General features: G+C 73.4%; 18 protein-coding genes. 9 read left to right on the top strand and 9 right to left on the bottom strand.

The features are described from left to right. Nucleotides 1-61 precede the first annotated feature (61 nt). The 4 genes from ACIQWR_RS32790 to ACIQWR_RS32805 all read left to right on the top strand — a co-directional run bounded on the left by ACIQWR_RS32790 (nt 62) and on the right by ACIQWR_RS32805 (nt 3,827). Nucleotides 62-547, top strand: a complete 486-nt coding sequence (locus ACIQWR_RS32790) for an SRPBCC family protein (protein WP_404017132.1) — start codon at nt 62-64, stop codon at nt 545-547. Then, nucleotides 544-1,401, top strand: coding sequence for an alpha/beta fold hydrolase (locus ACIQWR_RS32795; RefSeq protein WP_404017135.1), 858 nt, complete (start codon nt 544-546; stop codon nt 1,399-1,401). Before ACIQWR_RS32790 ends, ACIQWR_RS32795 begins: the two co-directional genes overlap by 4 nt. Further along, complete coding sequence (locus tag ACIQWR_RS32800; protein ID WP_404017137.1) at nt 1,398-2,048, top strand: 4'-phosphopantetheinyl transferase; 651 nt, start codon at nt 1,398-1,400, stop codon at nt 2,046-2,048. The genes ACIQWR_RS32795 and ACIQWR_RS32800 overlap by 4 nt, the downstream gene beginning before the upstream one ends. Nucleotides 2,049-2,153: 105 nt before the next feature. After that, the gene (locus ACIQWR_RS32805; protein ID WP_404017139.1) at nt 2,154-3,827 is read left to right on the top strand and encodes a hypothetical protein; all 1,674 of its coding nucleotides are present in this window, start codon (nt 2,154-2,156) and stop codon (nt 3,825-3,827) included. Between the two features lie 81 nt (nt 3,828-3,908). On the opposite strand, the gene ACIQWR_RS32810 is transcribed toward ACIQWR_RS32805, so the two are convergent. The 4 genes from ACIQWR_RS32810 to ACIQWR_RS32825 all read right to left on the bottom strand — a co-directional run bounded on the left by ACIQWR_RS32810 (nt 3,909) and on the right by ACIQWR_RS32825 (nt 7,089). Further along, nucleotides 3,909-4,904: an AraC family transcriptional regulator gene (locus ACIQWR_RS32810; protein WP_404017142.1), complete on the bottom strand. Its 996-nt coding sequence runs from the start codon at nt 4,902-4,904 to the stop codon at nt 3,909-3,911. Between the two features lie 108 nt (nt 4,905-5,012). After that, on the bottom strand, nt 5,013-5,507 hold the full coding sequence (locus ACIQWR_RS32815; protein ID WP_404017145.1) for a DUF1772 domain-containing protein: 495 nt from the start codon (nt 5,505-5,507) through the stop codon (nt 5,013-5,015). Continuing rightward, the gene (locus tag ACIQWR_RS32820) at nt 5,504-6,151 is read right to left on the bottom strand and encodes a hemerythrin domain-containing protein (RefSeq protein WP_404017146.1); all 648 of its coding nucleotides are present in this window, start codon (nt 6,149-6,151) and stop codon (nt 5,504-5,506) included. The genes ACIQWR_RS32815 and ACIQWR_RS32820 overlap by 4 nt, the downstream gene beginning before the upstream one ends. Nucleotides 6,152-6,252: 101 nt before the next feature. Beyond that, entirely contained in the window at nt 6,253-7,089 is an 837-nt protein-coding gene (locus tag ACIQWR_RS32825; protein ID WP_399268009.1) for an NAD(P)H-binding protein, read from the bottom strand. Nucleotides 7,090-7,490: 401 nt separating this feature from the next. Between ACIQWR_RS32825 and ACIQWR_RS32830 the strand changes: the two genes are divergently transcribed. Further along, nucleotides 7,491-8,492 carry an AMP-binding protein gene (locus tag ACIQWR_RS32830; RefSeq protein ID WP_404017150.1) on the top strand — a complete coding sequence of 334 codons (1,002 nt, stop codon included), beginning with the start codon at nt 7,491-7,493 and terminating at the stop codon, nt 8,490-8,492. A 47-nt stretch (nt 8,493-8,539) separates the two neighbouring features. Here ACIQWR_RS32830 and ACIQWR_RS32835 read toward each other — a convergent pair whose 3' ends face one another. Then, nucleotides 8,540-9,184, bottom strand: coding sequence for a GNAT family N-acetyltransferase (locus ACIQWR_RS32835; protein WP_404017153.1), 645 nt, complete (start codon nt 9,182-9,184; stop codon nt 8,540-8,542). 148 nt (nt 9,185-9,332) lie between these two features. Continuing rightward, nucleotides 9,333-10,145 (bottom strand): SDR family NAD(P)-dependent oxidoreductase, encoded by an 813-nt coding sequence (locus ACIQWR_RS32840; protein ID WP_404017156.1) that lies wholly within the window; start codon nt 10,143-10,145, stop codon nt 9,333-9,335. 210 nt (nt 10,146-10,355) lie between these two features. Here ACIQWR_RS32840 and ACIQWR_RS32845 point away from each other — a divergent pair, with 210 nt between their 5' ends. Next, a complete protein-coding gene (locus ACIQWR_RS32845) occupies nt 10,356-10,847 on the top strand; it encodes a hypothetical protein (RefSeq protein WP_404017158.1) in 492 nt (163 codons plus the stop codon). 29 nt (nt 10,848-10,876) lie between these two features. Here ACIQWR_RS32845 and ACIQWR_RS32850 read toward each other — a convergent pair whose 3' ends face one another. After that, the gene (locus tag ACIQWR_RS32850) at nt 10,877-11,797 is read right to left on the bottom strand and encodes a LysR family transcriptional regulator (RefSeq protein WP_404017161.1); all 921 of its coding nucleotides are present in this window, start codon (nt 11,795-11,797) and stop codon (nt 10,877-10,879) included. A gap of 130 nt (nt 11,798-11,927) precedes the next feature. Between ACIQWR_RS32850 and ACIQWR_RS32855 the strand changes: the two genes are divergently transcribed. From ACIQWR_RS32855 to ACIQWR_RS32865, 3 genes are all read left to right on the top strand, one after another. Then, complete coding sequence (locus tag ACIQWR_RS32855) at nt 11,928-12,926, top strand: NADP-dependent oxidoreductase (RefSeq protein WP_404017164.1); 999 nt, start codon at nt 11,928-11,930, stop codon at nt 12,924-12,926. 61 nt (nt 12,927-12,987) lie between these two features. Next, entirely contained in the window at nt 12,988-14,202 is a 1,215-nt protein-coding gene (locus ACIQWR_RS32860; protein WP_404017167.1) for a hypothetical protein, read from the top strand. 107 nt (nt 14,203-14,309) lie between these two features. Next, nucleotides 14,310-14,960: a hypothetical protein gene (locus ACIQWR_RS32865; RefSeq protein WP_404017169.1), complete on the top strand. Its 651-nt coding sequence runs from the start codon at nt 14,310-14,312 to the stop codon at nt 14,958-14,960. Between the two features lie 77 nt (nt 14,961-15,037). Here the strand turns inward: ACIQWR_RS32865 and ACIQWR_RS32870 are convergent, their stop codons facing one another. Both ACIQWR_RS32870 and gdhA read right to left on the bottom strand, forming a co-directional pair. Continuing rightward, complete coding sequence (locus ACIQWR_RS32870) at nt 15,038-16,381, bottom strand: AMP-binding protein (RefSeq protein ID WP_404017436.1); 1,344 nt, start codon at nt 16,379-16,381, stop codon at nt 15,038-15,040. Nucleotides 16,382-16,570: 189 nt separating this feature from the next. Continuing rightward, the gene (gene gdhA, locus ACIQWR_RS32875) at nt 16,571-17,929 is read right to left on the bottom strand and encodes an NADP-specific glutamate dehydrogenase (RefSeq protein ID WP_399267992.1); all 1,359 of its coding nucleotides are present in this window, start codon (nt 17,927-17,929) and stop codon (nt 16,571-16,573) included. Nucleotides 17,930-18,220 lie beyond the last annotated feature (291 nt).

An 18,220-nucleotide genomic window follows, 5' to 3' on the forward strand; every position in this document is an offset into this window, starting at 1 on the left:
CGCCGTCCCGTACCCACACCCGCACACGTACCCGTTCCCCGGCCCACTGGAGGGTTTCGCCATGACGACCTACGACCGGATCGACGAGGCGGTGATCGACGCCCCGGCGCCCGCCGTCTGGGAGGCGCTCGTCGCGGAGCTGCAGGGCGCCAAGGAATGGTGGGTCCCGAGCAACACCTTCGAGCTGCTCTCCGGCGCCGCCGACCGCGTCGGCGGGCGGGTCGCGGTGACCGTCCACACCAAGGGCTCCGACAACGGCGGCCTCAAGCTCCGCTTCACCCAGCGCACCGTCGCGGTGGACCCGGGCCGACGGCTGGACGTCGCGTACGTCGACGGGGTCTTCCGCGGGACCGCCTCCTTCGGGCTGGAGCCGCTGGTGGACGGCCGCACCCGGATCTCGATGCACTTCATCGGCACCCCGAACGGCTTCCTGAAGGTCCTGTCCAAGGTCGCCGACCTGGGCGCGGAGCACTCCAAGGGGGCCCTGTCGGCCTTCGAGTCGCTCGGCCGCCGGCTGGCGCCGGTGGGTGCGGGGGCGCGGGGATGAGCGCGGCCATGGAGGCCTCCCTCGCCCGCGAGTTGAGCCGGGAGCTGACCGTACGGACGGACGACGGCGCGGAGCTGGCGGTGACCGTGCTGACCCCGCTGGCGGGCACGGCGCCGGCCGTGGACGTGGTCCTGGTGCACGGCTGGGCGCACACCCGTCGGGTCTGGGGCACGGTCACGGACCGGCTGATCCGGGCCGGGCACCGGGTGGTCCTGTACGACCAGCGCGGGCACGGGGCCTCCACCCTCGGCCGGACCCCGGTCTCGATGGAGCGGCTCGGCTCGGACCTGGCGTCCGTACTGGAGGAGACCGGCGCGCGCGGGGCGGTCGTGGCCGGCCACTCGGGCGGCGGGTTCGCGGCCCTGGCGTACGCCGCCCAGGACCCCGGGGCCGGGCGGCTGCACGGGCTGGTGCTGCTGGGGACGGCCGCGCACGGCCAGGACACCCCGGACAGCGAGGTCAAGATGATGGGCAACGCGCTCTTCTCCTGGGCGCTGCGCCGGTCCTGGCTGGGCGGCAAGCTGCTGTCCTCGACGATGGGCAAGGGGGTGGACCCGGTCGCGCTGGACGTGAACCGGCAGCTGTTCGCGGCGACCGCCCCGCACGTGCGGGCGGAGTTCTTCCGCAGCACGCGGGGCTGGGACGCGCGCGCGGCGCTGAAGTCCGTACGGGTGCCCGCGGTGGTGCTGCACGGGGAGGGCGACAAGGTGATCGCCCCCGCGCTCGCGGAGATCCTCGCGGAGACCCTGCCGGGCGCCCGCTTCGAACCGGTCTCCGGCGCGGGGCACATGCTGCCGCTGGAGCGCCCGCTGCTGGCGGTGGCGGCGGTCGCGGAGCTCACCTCGCGCCGATGATCGAGTCCCTGCTCCCCCCGGGCGTCGCGTCGTCGGAAGCCTTCGACGACGCGGCGCCCGCTCCGCTGTTCCCGGCCGAGGAGGCCCTGATGACGGGCCGGCGGGCGCGCCGCCACCGCCAGTTCGCGACGGCCCGGGCCTGCGCCCGGCGCTGCCTGGCCGACCTCGGGCACGCCCCCGTCGCGCTGCTCCCGGGCCCGGGCGGCGCCCCGGCCTGGCCGACCGGGGTGGTCGGCAGCATCACCCACTGCGACGGCTACCGCGCGGCGGTGGCGGACCACTTCGGCCGCACCGCGGCCCTGGGCATCGACGCCGAACCGGCGGGCCCGCTCCCGCCGGGCGTACTCGGCCTGATCACGTCCCCGGCGGAGCGCGCCCACCTGTCCGACCTGGCCGCGGCGGACCCGGCCACCCCGTGGGAACGGCTCTTCTTCTCGGCGAAGGAGGCGGTGTACAAGGCGTGGTACCCGGCCACGGGCACCTGGCTCGGCTTCCGCCAGGCCACCCTGTCCCTCTCCCCCACGGGCAGCTTCACCTGCACCCTCCACCCCCCGCCCACGGCCCCCGCGCTGGACCCCCACTACACGGGCCGCTGGCTGACGACCCCGACCCTGGTCCTGACGGCGGTGGCGCGGGCGGGAGCGTAAACCTGGTGGAGATGTCAGCGCGATCTGATAGTTCTGCTCCCTCACGGGATCACGCCCGATGCCTGCGGCTGATCGCGTCGACTTCCCAGGGGGGAACACATCACCATGCCACGTGCTCGCATACTGCTGACGGCAGCGCTGGCCCTCGGGCTCGGCCTGCCGGCGGCGGCGCCCGCCTCCGCGGCCGCACAGGACCCGGCGGCGCCCAGGGCCACCGCCGCCCGCACCTCTCCCGCGCCCGGCTTCGCCGGTGAAGGCCGCTACTCCGACTGCGACACCGACCCGTACACCGGGAGCGGCGCGGGCTGGGTCGGCCTCTCCGACGTCGCGCTCCGCGTGAACGTCACCGCCCCGCGCGCCACCCAAGTGCGGACGGACTTCCAGCTGTGGGACACCGCGTACGGCGGCCCGCGCACCGACTACCCGACGTCCTGGGCACCGCTCGGCGAGGCGCGTACGGACGTGCCCCGCGACCGGCTGGCGGACGGCGGCCAGTACGCCTGGCGCGCCCGCAGCACCGACGGCACGCTGACCGGCCCCTACACGGCGTGGTGCTACTTCCGCGTGGACCACACGCCGCCGACGGCGGAGGTCACCACGGACGCGACGCCCAAGCAGGTCGGCCAGCTGGCCACCTTCACGCTGCGCGGCTCCGACACCGGCTCGGGGATCGCCTGCGCCCGCTGGTCGACGGACACGGTCCCCAGCGTCGGCTGGCGCTGCTCGGACGCGGCGACCGACAGCCGGGTCGTACGCCTCGTCGACGGCGCGGCCGACATCAGGCTCAAGCCGCCGACCTGGGGCAGTCAGAGCGTGCGGCTCCAGACGATGGACGAAGCGGGCAACGTCTCGCAGCCCGCGGTGCTGACGTACTACGCCCAGCCGTCCGCCCGCCCGGCGTCCTTCGGCGACATCGACGCCGACGGCACCCCGGACGTCCTGGTCCCCGACGCCGCGGGCGACCTCCGCACGTGGGGATCGGACCCCAAGTCCCCTGCCAACGCACACCGTTCGGCCGCCCCCGGTGGCAGCGGCAGCTGGGCGAACGTCCAGTACACGCACCGCGGGACCCTGGGCTACCAGCAGGTCGACGACCTACTGGCCCACGCACCGGGCGACTCGTCCCTGTACGTGTTCAGCAATGACCGAACGGGCGCCTTCACCGATCAGTCGCCGAGCGTGGTCCGCAAGCCCACCACCTGCATGGACCCGGCGGGCGGGGCCATCGCCTGCGGGCAGCACGGCTACGGCGCCGACTGGTCGCAGGTCACCCAGGTCGCGGCCTACGGCTCCCCCTTCGGGGACACCGCCAACGCCAGCGGGATCCTGCCGGAGACCTCCGTGCTCTTCGTCGAGAACGGCCGGCTCTGGCTGGCGCTGCGCGGATCCACCCGCCAGCTCGACGACTCGGTCATCCTCCTCTCCGATGCCGCCCCCGGCTGGGCCGGTTACGACCTGCTCACCCCCGGGCCCGCGCAGGGCACGGCCTTTCCGACCCTGTGGGCCCGCTCCCGGGCCGACGGCGCGGTCCGCGCCTTCTCCGTCACGGGCACGCCCGACGCACCGGACTTCTCCGCCTTCGTCGACCCGACCAAGGGTCCCGTCCTGGCGACGCTGCCCACCGGGACGCACCCCCGGATCGGCGCGGACGGTGACCTCACGGGCGACGGCCTGCCCGACCTGTGGTCCGCCGACACCGCCGGCCGGGTCACCCTCTTCCCCGGCGTGGGCACCACCACCCCGCACCCCACGGTGACGAGCTTCGCCCCGGCCTCCTGAGGCCACCGCACGGCGCCGGCCCCCGACGCGCTCCGCATGCCGTCGGGGGCCGTCGCTCGTGTCCACAGGGGCCCGCGCCCCTCACGCCCCCAAAATGACCGTGCGGGCCGGGGTGGGGGCTTCTTGGGGGGTGTCGGGGGTGGTGCCGGCGCGGAATTCTTGGGGGCTCACGCCGCGGACGCGTTTGAAGGCCGTCGAGAGGGCGAAGGCGTTGCTGTAGCCGACGCGGCGGGCGACCGTGGCGACGGTGGCGTCCGGTTCGCGCAGGAGGTCGGCGGCCAGGGCCAGGCGCCAGCCGGTGAGGTAGGCGACCGGGGGTTCGCCGACGACCTCCGCGAAGCGGCGGGCCAGCGAGGCGCGGGAGACGCCGACCTTGAGGGCGAGTTCCTCGACGGTCCAGCCGTACGCCGGGTTCTCGTGCAGCAGCCGCAGCGCCGGGCCGACCACCGGGTCGCTCTGGGCGCGGTACCAGGCGGGCGCGCCGCTGCCCGGGTCGGCGAGCCAGGTGCGCAGGATGCCGATCAGGAGCAGGTCCAGGAGCCGGTCCAGGACGATCTCCTGGCCCGGTTCGTCCTTGCCGATCTCCATCGCGAGCAGCCGGACCAGGGTGTCGTCGCCGGACGCGGCCGGCCGGACCAGGATCGTGGGCAGGGCGTTCAGCAGCCGCCGGCCGATCTCGCTGGGTGCCTGGTAGGTGCCGCTCAGCATGATGGCCGAGCCGTCGTCCTCGAAGGCCTCGCCCCAGGAGCGCACGCCCAGCGCCATGGTGTCGGTGACGTCCTCGCCCTCCTGCGTGTTGCAGCGCTGCTCGGGGCCCACGGTGATCTGGACCGGGGTGTCCGGGCTGTCGGAGACCGTGTACGGATCGGGGCCGCGTACGACGGTCAGGTCGCCGGGGCGGATCAGTACGGGCTCGCCCCGGTCCGGGACCAGCCACGCCTCGCCGCGCACCATCGTGACGACGGACAGCGGGGCCCGGTCCTCGACGCGCAGCGACCAGGGCGGGTTGAAGACGGACTTCAGGAGGAAGGCGCCGCGGGCCTTGGGGCCTTCGAGCAGGCCGGTCAGTGTGTCCATGGGGGTGCCGTGGCCTTCCCTCGTCCTCGTCCTCGTACCGGTGGATCCGAAGCGCCCGCTCCCCCGCGGGGGACGGAATTGAGAGCGGGCGCCGTCACGGGGGTGGTGCTACGCGACCGAGCCGCGGCCGTGCAGGGTCAGCGCCCGGCCCAGCGCGGCGAGGGCCGCCGTGCAGGCCACGGTGCGCACGATGTTGCCGCCGGTCCAGCGGGGCCCGAAGCGGGACCTGGCGGCTCCGAAGTCGGCTCCGGCGCGCGCCAGTTGGCTGTTCAGCGGGATGTTGATCGCCGCGCTCACCACTAGCGAGAGCGCGTACAGCCCGAAGGCCGTCCAGCCCCAGCGCGCCGCGTCCGGTCGGCCGCCGCGCTGCTGCTGCGCGGCCGCCACGCCCGTGGCGAGGAAGGCTCCGAGGAAGAGCAGGCCGAACAGCCCGTTGTCGATGGCGTCGTTGATGTTCCGCATCGCGGTCACGTAGGTCTGGTCGTCACCGCGTCCCAGGCCCGGCATCACCGAGATGTCAAAGGCGAAGTACAGACCGGCCATCAGGCCCGTGCTCACCGTCGCCGCCACCAGGGTGGCCGATTGGGTCGTCGTGCTCGTCACGTCAGGAGTCCCTTCAGTGTGCGCTCGTACCGCTTGCGCAACAGCGTCGCACCGATCAGCCGGACCGGCGGTGGAATGGTGGAGGACACGTGGGAGACGGACTCCCGACTCGCGCCGTCGAACATCCACGGCTGGAGGTACGTCATCACGCGCATCGGCGCACTGGAGACCACCTTGCGCTCCTCCGCCAGGTAGGCCCGCTCCCCCAGTCGGTCGAAGACCGGGAAGACCACGCGCTCCTCGTCGCGCAGGTGACCGTGCAGGATCTCCTCGAACGCCTTGGCGGCCGGGGCCAGCCCGTCTCCGCCGCGCCCCACGGCCGTGGACACCGCCGCCATCGCGGCGTCCAACTCCTCGTGGTCGTCGTGCAGTTCGCGGGCCTGCGCGTCGAAGTCGGCGTCACGGCGGCGCAGCCCCGGCCACAGCACGTCGTCCTCGCTGGTGTGGTGCCACTCGATGACCTCGCGCAGCCGCTGCCACCACTCGGCGCCACCGCCGCGCCAGGCGGGCGCCGCCGCGCGCAGCCGCGCCGCGTCGCGCCGCATCGCGATGTGCATGAGCGCGAACCCGTGGAAGTGCGGCGGGAGCGCGGCCAGTCCGTTCTCGCTGGAGCTGGAGAAGGACGGTCGGGGGGTGCCGGTCATCGGGGCCTCCTGTAGGGGGGCGGTAGGGCGTGCGGTCGTACGTACATCCCGGGCGCTCTCACGGACGGACGGGCGCGTCCCGGGATGTACGTACGCCCCGGTCAGACGTTCCAGACCCCGGTCGCCGCCGCCTCGCGGGCGAAGTCGGCGAAGTCCTTGGGCTTGCGGCCCAGGGCCTCCTCGACCCCGTGCACCAGGTGCGCGTTGCGGCCGTCCAGGATCATGGTGAACAGGTCGGCGAACTCCTCCGGGAGGTCGTTCTCCCGCAGGACGGCGCGGTACTCCTCGTTGGTGACCGAGATGTACGTGATCTCCCGGCCGGTGGCCTTGGTCAGTTCCGCCGCGACGTCGGTGTAGCTGAGCAGCCGCGGGCCGGACAGCTCGTAGGTCTTGCCGATGTGCTTGTCGTCGGTCAGGGCGGCCACCACGACGTCGGCGATGTCGTCGACGTCGACGAAGGCCTCCACGGCGTCCCCGGTCGGCAGGGCGATCTCGCCGGCCAGGACGGGCTCCAGGAAGAAGCTCTCGTTGAAGTTCTGGTTGAACCAGCTGGACCGCACCACGGTCCAGTCGGCGCCGGAGGCCTTGAGGTTGTCCTCGCTGACCTCCGCGGCCTCCTCGCCCCGGCCCGAGAGCAGCACCAGGCGGCGCGCGCCGCTCGCGACGGCCAGCTTGGAGAACTCGCCGACCTGCTCGGCGGCACCCGGGAAAGCTAAGTCCGGGTAGTAGGTCACGTACACCCGGCTGACGCCCTCCAGGGCCGCGGTCCAGGTGTCCGGCTGGTTCCAGTCAAAGGCCGGCTCACCATGGCGCGATCCGACCCGGACCGGAAGTCCCTGGGCGGTGAGTTTTTCCGCGACGCGGCGCCCGCTCTTTCCGGTGCCGCCGATGACGAGGGTGATCTGCGCGTTCTGCGTGTTCTGCGTGTTCTGAGTCATGAGTACAGTCAAGTCCAGTCTCGCGAGACGGGCCATAGCCACGAAGCTCTCCTCCATACGCGTGCGTCTACGGCCTGGGCCCGCGACAGGGGGCGTGGAGTACGTGGCGGCGGCGGGAACCCTCGAATCGTAGGCATGCCTTACCCGCCCCTGCCACAGCCTCCCCAGCCCCCCTCGACCCCGCCTTGAGCCGTCGACGAGCGACTCCCGAAGCGATCTCCGGCGACGTCCGAGGAGCTCCCGCGCCGCCCTCCCGGCGCACCTCCACCCGGCCCCCGGCGCTCCCCGAGCGACCCTCCACCCGGCCTGGACGCGTTCTGTACGGCGGAACTTGAGTGATCCTCAGGCGCGCGCCGACACCATCGGGCCGTGGAAGACCGCAGCGAGGTCCGGGAGGCCCCATGAACCCCACTCCGGAGCATCCGGAGCTCGACCAGTTGTCCGCCGACCTCGGCGGTCTGCTCGGCCGGATCGGGCTCGACCCGGCCCGGGAACGGACGGAGCGCCGGGACCGCATCGACATCCGCTTCGCGACCGTGGCCGCCCGCCACCCGGTGCGCATCGCCGCGCGCGATGCCGAGGAGCAGGCGACCTACCTGGAACTGGACTGGCTCGCCGACGAGATCGCGCGCAAGCTGTCGGGGCGCACGGGGCCGGGGCTCGCGGTCGCGGTGCGCGCCCGGCGCTCGTGCCTGTCGGCGGGCGCCGTCGTGGGCGCGCTGCGCTCGGGGGCGGCCGTACTCCCGCTGGAGCCCGGTCACAACGCGGGGCTCCAAGAATTCTTGATGCGGGACGCCGGTGCGTCGCTCGTCGTTTCGGACAGCGGACTGCTGCGCGACGAGATACCCGTGGCGAAGGCCGGCCCCTTCGTCATCGCGACCCGCCCGCGGGGCGCCGGCGCACCGCGCGAACTCCCGCAGGACGCGGCCTTCCTGGCCCTCCCCTCCGGCGGCGGCAACCCCGGCCGGGCGCTGTCCGTGGACCCGGTGACGCACGGGGAGGTGCTGTCCTGGGTGGACAGCATCGTTCCGCTGTTGGAGGCGGGGCCGCAGGAGGTGTGGACGTCCTTCCACTCGCTGAGCCTGGACCTCGGCATGCGCGAGATATGGGGGCCGCTGCTCTCGGGCGGCCTCGCGGTGGTCGTCGACCAGGACACCGGGGCGGACGCCCGCGAGTTCGCCGAGCTGCTGGAGGACCAGCAGGTGACGGTGCTGACGCAGCTGCCCTCCGGGTTGGCGCGGCTCACCGGGGCCGCCGCGCGCGGGACCACGCTGCCCGCGCTGCGGCACGTACTGCTGTCGGACGAACCGGTGGAGGAGCGGGTGCCCGCCGCCTGGCGGGCCTCGGGGATCGCGCCGTGGGCCGTGGTGTGGGAGGTCTCGGGATCACCCACCGTGCGGTGAGCCGACCGGCCCCTATCGTCCTTACGGTCTTTACGGGGCCTACGGGCCTACGGCGCGGGGACGCCGCGGCGGTCGAGGGCGCGGGCGATCCGTGCTTCGAGCGCGGTGCGACGGTCCGGCCACTCCGCCGCCGTGATCGAGAACATCGCGGAGTCACGCAGCCGCCCCTCCTCGCCCGGCGCCCAGGACCGGGACCAGCTGCGCAGCACGCCCTCGAACCGGGCGCCGACCCCCTCGATGGCCGCGCGCGACCGTGCGTTGCGCGCGTCCGTCTTGAGGTCGAGCCGGTCCACGCCCCACTGCTCGAAGGCGTGCCGGAACAGCAGGTACTTGGCCTCCGCGTTGATCCCCGTGCCCTGGGCCGACGACGCGAGCCAGGTGAAGCCGACCTCCACCGCGGACAGGCCCCCGCCCGGGAGGTAGCTCCGCGGGTCCAAGTAGGCCGTGGCGCCGACCGCCCGGCCCGACGCCCGGTCGACCTGCACGTACGGGGCCACCGTCCCGTCGGCGGCCCGGCCGAGCTGCGTGTCGACGTACCCCTCGACCTCGGCGGCCGTCGGCACCCACGTGAAGCCGTAGGAGCTCCGCTCCTCCTCCACCGCCACGGCCAGGTCCACCGCGTGCCGCGGCTCCAGGGGTTCCAGGCGCACGAGGGCGCCTTCCAGAACCGGTCCCTGCAACGTGAAACTCATCGATCACCACTCCTGTGCGGCTGCGCAACGGGCTCTGGGGAGCTCGGCCTCGCGCACGGCCGCACGCCCCGGACCTGCAGGGTTCCAGAGCCGGCCGCGCTTTGTCGCGCACATTACACGCAGCCCGCAGCCCGCGGCGGGGCCCGCCTCAGACGTTCCCCATCCCGCCGCACACGTTCAGCGCCTGCGCCGTGATGGACGCGGCGAGGTCCGTGGTCAGGTACCCGACCAGGCCGGCCACCTCCTCGGGGGTGGAGTAGCGCCCCAGCGGGATCCGCGCCTCGAACTGCTCCTGCACGTACTCCTCGGTGGTGTCCCACACCTGCGCGTAACCGCTGCGCACCAGGGCCGCGGTGGGCGTCTCGACGTACCCGGGGCAGACCGCGTTCACGGTGACCCCGAGCGGGGCCAGTTCCTTGCCCAGCGCCTTCGTGAAGCCGACGACGGCGTGCTTGGCGGCGGAGTAGGGGGCGCCGAGCAGGACGCCCTGCTTGCCGGCGGTGGAGGCGATGTTGATGATCCGGCCCCAACTCGCGGCGGCGAGCCCGCCCTGGGCGAGCACCTCGCGGGTGACGAGGAAGACGCTGTTGAGGTTGGTGTCGATGACCTCGTGCCACAGCTCGTCGGTGAGGTCGGCGGTCGCACCGCCGCCGCTGCGGCCCACGTTGTTGACGAGGACGGAGATCGGCGCGTCGAAGGCCAGGGTGGCCGCCGCCACCAGCTCCGCCACCGACGCGCGGTCGCGCACGTCGGCCGCCACGCCCTCCGCGTCCAGCCCTTCGGCCCGCAGGTCCTCGACGGTCTGCTTCACCGCCGCCTCCGTGCGCGCGCAGAGGAACACCCGGTGACCGCGCGCACCGAGGTCCCTGGCGATGGCCAGTCCGATGCCGCTGGTCGCTCCGGTGACCAGGGCCACGGGCCGTTCGGGGGCTCTTCTCGTCTCCGTCGGCTGTGCCTTCATCGGGGCGCCCTCCCATGCTCGCGTTGACGTGACGACGTTCGCGGAGGGGACTCGGGGCCCACCGGAAGAGGGATGGAGAACGGTCCCGTGGCCGGCGGCGCCAGGACCGGCAGGGGCGACGGAGAAGGGATTCCGCCTGTCACCGAGCGTCCTGACCTATTGGTGACGCCCGGGCGCCGGAGGTGGCGACCGCAGTGCAGGATGGCCGTCATGCGTGCTCCCTTCGACCGCCCTGAGCCCCGACCGGTCCCCCCGGGCGAGTACCCCTTGTGGGGCGAGGCCCTCGCTCTGCTCAACCGCGATCTGGCGGTGACCGTGCCGGAGCAGAAACCCCTCCAGCTGCTGGCCCTTCCCCCGTACGCCGAGAACGGGCCGGAGAACGTCTACGTCGCTTTGGCCAACGGTGAGTGGCACGGCAATCCCTTGTATCCGGAGTCGGCGGAGAACCTCGCCCTCGCCCTGGCGGCCGTCGCCGACGCCGCACAGGAGACCGTCACCGAGCGCCTCTGGCGGGCTTGGCCGCTCTGTGCCGAGCACGACCTCGGCATGCATCCGCGTGAGGCGGACGGGCGGCTCTCCTGGTGGTGCGCGGGCGAGCGCCTCCGGTCCGGCCCGGCCCACGTCCGCGCAGCCGTGGGCGAGCTCGACGCACTCGTACGCCCGCGCCGCACCCACCGCGAGCGGCGGCGCCAGAGCCGATGACGCGGCCCGGGATGTGGAACCCGTGGTGGTCAGGACCGCAACGGGAGGACGGCCTCGGCCGCCAGTCGGAGATTCCGGATCATCGGATTCGGGTCGCCCTTGCGGCTGGCCAGGACGACCTGGCTGGGGGGAGCGCCCTCGATCGGGACGGTGACGAGGTCGGGGCGCAGTGAGCTGCGTCGGTCGCCGACCGGTAGTACGGCGATCGCCCGGCCGCTCGCGACGAGTTCGAGCTTGTCCTCGTAACTCTCGATGCTCTCGTAGCTCTCGATGTCCTCAATGCCCTCGGTGCCCTCGATCAGCTGCACGCCGGACTTGAGGATCCGGTAGGAAGTCCAGCCCTCGGTCTCGAACGCGCACGGCGCCGCCTCCGCCTCGCCCGCCAGCTCCTCCGCGGTCACCGACGCGCGGTCGGCCAAGGGATGGCCCCGCGGAACCACGAGCATCCGGGGCTCCTGGTACAGCGGGGTGGTGGACACCTCGTCGGCGGCGAGCGGCAGCGGGGCCCGCGCGATCAGGGCGTCGACGTGCTCGTCGGCCAGCGCCCCGACGTCGCGGCAGCTCAGGTGCCGGGTGGCGATCTCGGCGTCCGGGTGACGGCGGCGCAGTTCCCGTACGGCGGCGGTGATCACCAGGTCTTCGACGTAGCCGATGGTGATGCGATCGGCCTCGACGTGATCCCGGACGGCCAACTCGGCCTGGTGGGCGGCCTGTAGCAGGGCCCGGGCCCGGGGGAGGAACTTCTCACCGGCCGCGGTGAGCAGGGCGCCCTGGGGTACGCGGTCCAGCAGCCGTGCGCCGAGGTGCTTCTCCAGCCGTTGGATCTGGCGGCTCAGCGCCGGCTGGGCCACGTGCAGGTCGGCGGCCGCACGGCCGAAGTGCTGGTGCGCCGCCACCACGGTGAAGTAGCGCACCAGCCGCAGTTCCAGGTCCTGCCCGAGATCGTTCACCCCTCCAGCGTACGCATCATGCCGTTTCGGAATGATCAGGTTGCCGAACCGGTCTTGGACGGCCGGGGCGCCCTGGGCCTTGACTGAAGGAGCAACAGATCGACGTTTCCCCGAGAAAGCGACAGGCGCGATGAAGGCTATCCAGTTCCACGAAGCGGGCGGCCCGGAAGTTCTGCGGTACGACGAGGTGCCGGTGCCCGAGATCGGCCCGGGCGAGGTGCTCGTCCGGGTGCACGCGGCGGGCATCAACCCGCCGGACTGGTACCTGCGCGAGGGCATGAAGGTCATGCCGGCCGAGATGCGACCGGCGCTCACCTTCCCCCTGACCCCCGGCACGGACATGTCGGGCGTGGTCGAGGCGGTCGCTCCCGACGTGCTGGGCTTCGCCGTCGGTGACGAGGTCTTCGGCATGCTGCGGTTCCCCGGATTCGACGGCCGGACCTACGCCGAGTACGTGGCCGCGCCGGCCTCGGACCTGGCCCACAAGCCGGCCGGTATCGACCACGTACAGGCGGCCGGGGCGCCGATGGCCGTGCTGACGGCCTGGCAGTACCTGATCGATCTCGGCCACGACGTGCCGTCCGTCTTCACCGGCCAGGTGCACCGGCCGGTGCCGATCACACCGGGGATGACCGTGCTGGTCAACGGGGCCGCCGGTGGAGTGGGCCACTTCGCGGTGCAGTTGGCGAAGTGGCAGGGGGCACACGTCATCGCGGTGGCCTCGGGCCGACACGAGCAGTTCCTGCGCAAGCTCGGCGCCGACGAGTTCATCGACTACACCACGACGCGTGCCGCGGACGTGGTCGGCGACGTCGACCTGGTGATCGACACCGTCGGCGGCCCGGACAGCTCGCGCTTCCTGAGCGTGCTCAAGCGCGGAGGCACCATGCTTCCCGTGTTCTTCGCCCAGTACGACCCGGAAGAGACGGCGCGCCTGGGCATCACGGTCTCGACCCTCCAGGTACGTTCCAACGGCCCCCAACTCGCCGAGATCGGGCGGCTGTTCGAGGAGGGCAAGCTCCAGGTCGGGGTGGACAGCACCTACCCGCTGCCCGAGGCCGGCAGCGCACACACGCGGGCCGCGCACGGCCACATCCAAGGCAAGATCGTGCTGACGATGGTCCCGTGATCACCGTGTCGACGTTCGCGCCCAGCACCACACCCCCCTCTTCCGACTATCGTCCGTACGGATGAACGACGCCGATGTGATGCCCTACGCCCCCCACGACTCCGTCGAGGGCCTGCTGCAACGGGGGCGCGGGCTGGGCGCCGTCCGCGCGCTGGAGGGTCCCGGCGAGGCCGCGCCCTTCGTCCACGACAGCGTCCGGCGGGACTGGCGGTGGGACGGTACGGACGACCGCGCCCGCTATCTGGCCGGGCTGGTCCGGGACCTGGGGCTGGCCCGGGGCCCGGTCGTGGAGCTGCTCGGCGGGGACGAGCGGCAGTGCGAGCGGGCCACCGACGTGCTCGAACTGCTCGCCCTCGGCGGCTGCGCCGAGGCGCGGGAGGCCCTGCGCCAGTACGTCCGCCAGGGCACGCACTGGGTCGCCGTGCTGGAGTCGCTCGCCTTGAGCTGGCCCCCGGAGTGGTGGGAGGACCTCGGCGGGGTCGCGCGGGCCCGGATCGGCGCCGAGCCCGAGCCGCCCTGGCCCACCGAGCCGTGGACCCGGTTCGGGATCGAGGTCCAGCACTCGGACCCGGGTCCGGTCGCCCACGACCTCGGCGGCCTCGCCGACGGCGAGCTGCTCGACCTGCTGGCCGGGGCCCGCCCCCCGGCCGGCGGCAGGATCGAGGCCCTGCGCGAGCTGTCCCGCCGGGAGCCCGTGGAGGGGCTGATCCCGCTCGTGCCCTCGCTCGTCACGCCGGGCGGCGGCCGTCCCCTTCCCCTGCTCAGGCGGGCCGTCCGCCACCTCGGCCCGCTCGCCGTACCGGCCGCGCGCCGCTGGGTGGACGACGAGCGGGAGTGGCTGGCCCAGCTCGGCTCGGAGGTCCTCGCCGACCACCTCGGCCCGGAGGTGATACCGGCCCTCGTCGCCGAACTCGACGACCAGTGGCGGGCCCGCGCCTGGTGCGGCCCCGACGCCACGGCGAAGCGGCTGGTCCGCTTCGGTCCGGCGGCCGCCGGAGCGGCGCCGGTCCTGCGCCGGTTCTGGCTGCGCACCCCGCATTCGTACGAACGGGCCGCCTACTTGGAAGCGCTGGCCGCCATCGACCCCGGCGACGGTACCGACCGCGCCCACACCGAATCCCTCTGGGACTGCGAGGAGGGCTCGCGGCTGCTGGGCATCGCCCACACCCCGTCGCGCCCCGACGTCCTGGAGCGGATCGCGGCGCTGCGCGACGACCCGATGGAGAGCGCCGAGGTGCGGGCCGCGGCCGGGACCCGACTGCTGGACACGCCCTAGAGGGTGTCGGTCGCCCCTCTCGACGGGCGGCGCGCGCTGCGCGATCCTGGGGTCCGCATCCGGAGCCGTACCAGGACCCGGACTCGGTGACGGGGGGGGGGTCACGCGTGAGGGCGTTCGACGTGGTCGAGCCCGTGCTCGCCGCCACCTTCCTCGGGCTGGCCTACCGGACGGTGCGCACCAGCGGCGTCGGGCTGCGGGTGGCCGTGCTGGTCATGGCCGTCTTCAACGCCGGGTTGCTGTGGACCCTGGCCGATACCGGGCCGTCCTGGTCGGTGCCGGTGGTCGCCGGGTTCTCGTTGGTGTGCGCGGTGTTCAGCTCGCTGGCCGCGATGCGGACCCTGGCCGCCCGGATCTCGTACATCGACGCCGCGGGCTACGCGCGGATCATCGAGCGGGCCGAGGCGCGGGAGGATCCCCAAGTGCTGGGGCTGTGCGTGCTCTTCACCGGCACCCTGGCCGTGACCAGCTTCACCGGCGACGCGCAGCCCGACGGGAAGATGCACCACATGGTCGCCTCGGACCGCTGCTACTTCTGCCTGGTGGAGGACCGGATGCGGGCCTGGCTGGGGGATCGGGCGCCGCTGGTCGAGGAGTACCGCGCGCAGCTGCGAGCGGGCCACAGCCGGCACTTCCTGGCCCGACGGCGCTCCCCGCAGGAGCCGTGGACGGGCCGCTTGCGGGACCGCATGGCCTACCGGCTGCCGAAGGTGCGACCGCCCTGCGAGGTCCACGACCCGCTCTTCGCCGGGCGTTAACGGCGTTAACGCCGTTAACGCTTCGCCGTCAACGCTTCGGCGTCAGCACGTCCAACGCTTCGCGGCCCGGCGGTGGTTCACCGCTCCTCCGGTGAAAGCAGCAGCCGCTTCTGGGGTTTGCCCATCGCGTTGCGCGGCAGCGAGGCGACGAACCGGACTTCGCGCGGGCGCTTGTGCACCGAGAGGTGGGCCGCGACGAAGTCCGTGAGCTCGCTCGCGCCGACGCCTTCGGCGACGACGAAGGCCACGATGCGCTGGCCGAGGTCGGTGTCGGGGACGCCGACCACGGCGGCCTCGCTGACGGCCGGGTGGTCGAGGAGCGCGTTCTCGACCTCGCCCGCGCCGATCCGGTAGCCGCCCGACTTGATCATGTCGATGGAGGCCCGGCCGACGATGCGGTGGAGGCCGTCCGCGTCGATGGCCGCGATGTCGCCCGTACGGAACCACCCGTCCTCGGTGTAGGAGGCGGCGGTGGCTTCGGGCCGGCCGAGGTAGCCGCTGAACAGGGTGGGCCCGGTGAGCTGGAGTTCGCCGATGTCGGCCCCGGGCTCGACGGCGATCCGGGTACGGACCCCCGCGACCGGGGTGCCGACCGTACCGGGGCGGGGCACGGCGTCCGCCCGGGCGCTGAGCGTGATCAGGGTCTCGGTCATGCCGTAGCGCTCCAGCGGCGCGTGGCCGGTGAGCTGCGACAGCGAGCGGAAGACGGGGGTGGGCAGCGGCGCGCTGCCGGAGACCAGCAGCCGGGCCCCCGAGAGCGCCGCGGCGGCGGCCGGGTCGGCCGCGATCCGGGACCAGACGGTGGGCACGCCGAAGTACAGGCTGCCGCCCGCCGCGGCGTAGGCCGCGGGGGTGGGGCGGCCCGTGTGGACCAGGCGGCTGCCGGTGCGCAGGGCGCCCAGGACGCCGAGGACCAGGCCGTGGACGTGGAACAGCGGCAGCCCGTGCACCAGGGTGTCCTCGGCGCTCCACTGCCAGGCGTCGGCGAGTGCGTCGAGGCCGGCCGCGAGGGCGGTGGCGGTGTGGACGACGCCCTTGGGGGCGCCCGTGGTGCCCGAGGTGTAGAGGATCAGGGCCGGGTCGTCGGGCCCGGCGGCGCGGGCCACGGGATCCGCGGCGGCCCGGCGGGCGAAGTCGACCTCGATGAGCCCGGCGCCGGAGTCGCGCAGGATGTGGTCGCGCTCGGCGGGCCCCGCGTCCGGCGGCAGGGGGACCACCGGCACCCCGGCGAGCAGCCCGCCCACCACGGCGGCGACGGTCTCCAGGGAGGCGGTCGCGGTCACGGCGAAGGCGGGGGCTCCGGCCACGTCGGCGGCCACCGCGCGGGCCGCGCCCAGCAGGTCTTCGTACGAGGTGGAGCGGCCGGCGATGGTGACCGCGTCCGCGCGGTCTCCGTGGATGCCGTGCAAGGCCTTGAGCAGCACCGAGGGGTCCCCTGTCCGTCGTCGACTGCGTCCCAGGGTGTCAGACGGCGGGGCGCGGAACGACATGCGGGCGCACGGAAGGGCGGGCGGGCGGAAACCTCCCGCCCGTCCGCCCGCTCGCTCTTCACGAGGAGTCGACCTATCGGCCTGTCGACTATCGCCCGATCGGCCCGATCGGCCCGTCGGCTAGATGATGCCCTGGGCCAGCATCGCGTCCGCGACGCGCTCGAAGCCCGCGATGTTGGCGCCCGTCACGTAGTCGCCGGGGGCGCCGTAGCGCTCCGCCGTCTCGTGGCAGACCGCGTGGATGTCACGCATGATCCCGGCCAGTTCCTGCTCGACGCGCTCCGCGGTCCAGGAGACCCGGGCCGCGTTCTGGCTCATCTCCAGGGCGCTGACGGCGACGCCGCCCGCGTTGGCGGCCTTGCCCGGGCCGAAGGCGACACCGGCCTCCTGGAAGATCCGGACCGCTTCCGGGGTGGTGGGCATGTTGGCGCCCTCGGAGACGGCCTTGACGCCGCCCGCGATCAGGGCGCGCGCGTCCTGGACGTCGAGCTCGTTCTGGGTGGCCGAGGGGAACGCGACCTCCGCGGGCACCTCCCAGACCCGGCCGCCGGGCACGAAGCGGGCCGAGCCGCCGCGCCGGGCCGCGTAGTCGCTGACGCGACCGCGCTCGACCTCCTTGATCTGCTTGAGCAGCTCGATGTCGATGCCCTTCTCGTCGAGCACGTAGCCCTGAGAGTCGGAGCAGGTCAGCGGGTGCGCGCCGAGCTTGTGCAGCTTCTCGATCGTGTAGATCGCGACGTTGCCGGAGCCGGAGACGACCGCGGTGCGGCCCTCCAGGCCGAGGCCCTTGAGCTTCAGCATCTCGGCGGCGAAGAGCACCGCGCCGTAGCCGGTGGCCTCCGGGCGGATCGCCGAGCCGCCCCAGCCGCGGCCCTTGCCGGTGAGCACGCCGGCTTCCCAGCGGTTGGTGATGCGGCGGTACTGGCCGAAGAGGTAGCCGATCTCGCGGCCGCCGACGCCGATGTCACCGGCGGGGACGTCGGTGTGCTCGCCGATGTGGCGCTGGAGCTCGGTCATGAAGGACTGACAGAAGCGCATGACTTCGGCGTCGGAGCGGCCGCGCGGGTCGAAGTCGCTGCCGCCCTTGCCGCCGCCGATGCCGAGGCCGGTCAGGGCGTTCTTGAAGATCTGCTCGAAGCCGAGGAACTTCACGACGCCGATGTCGACGGACGGGTGGAACCGCAGGCCGCCCTTGTACGGGCCGAGCGCGCTGTTGAATTCGACGCGGTAGCCGCGGTTCACCTGGACGTGGCCGTGGTCGTCGGTCCACGGCACCCGGAAGATGATCTGCCGCTCCGGCTCGCAGAGCCGCTCGACGAGTCCCGGCACCGCGTACTCGGGGCGCGCGGCGAAGACGGGCGCGAGGGTCTCCAGTACCTCTCGCACAGCCTGGTGGAACTCCGGCTGGGCCGGGTTGCGGCGCTCGATGTCCGCGCGCAGCGCGTCCAGCCTGGCCTTCGAGTCCTTGGGGTCCTTCACGGGCTCGTCCTCCTCGGGAGTGTGGTGCGCACGGGTGCGGTGGTCGCCACGGCAGTCCTTCAGCCGTGGTCGCGCCACGTCCCCGCGGACCGGAATCGGCTGTTCGGGGTGCGGTCCCAGCCGGAGGGTACCGTGCCGGGGAGCTGCTCAGACATGCCGTCCGACCTGCGGAACAATGCCGAAAGTACTACGGTCAGCACCGCGGTTTCGACCCTGTCGGGACGACCCCGGACGATCCGCCAGACTTCGCTGTCCGGAGTTGTTCCTTTCGTTTCACCTTCCGTCTCACCT

This window comes from Streptomyces sp. NPDC098789 (assembly GCF_044759975.1).
Taxonomy (GTDB): domain Bacteria; phylum Actinomycetota; class Actinomycetes; order Streptomycetales; family Streptomycetaceae; genus Streptomyces.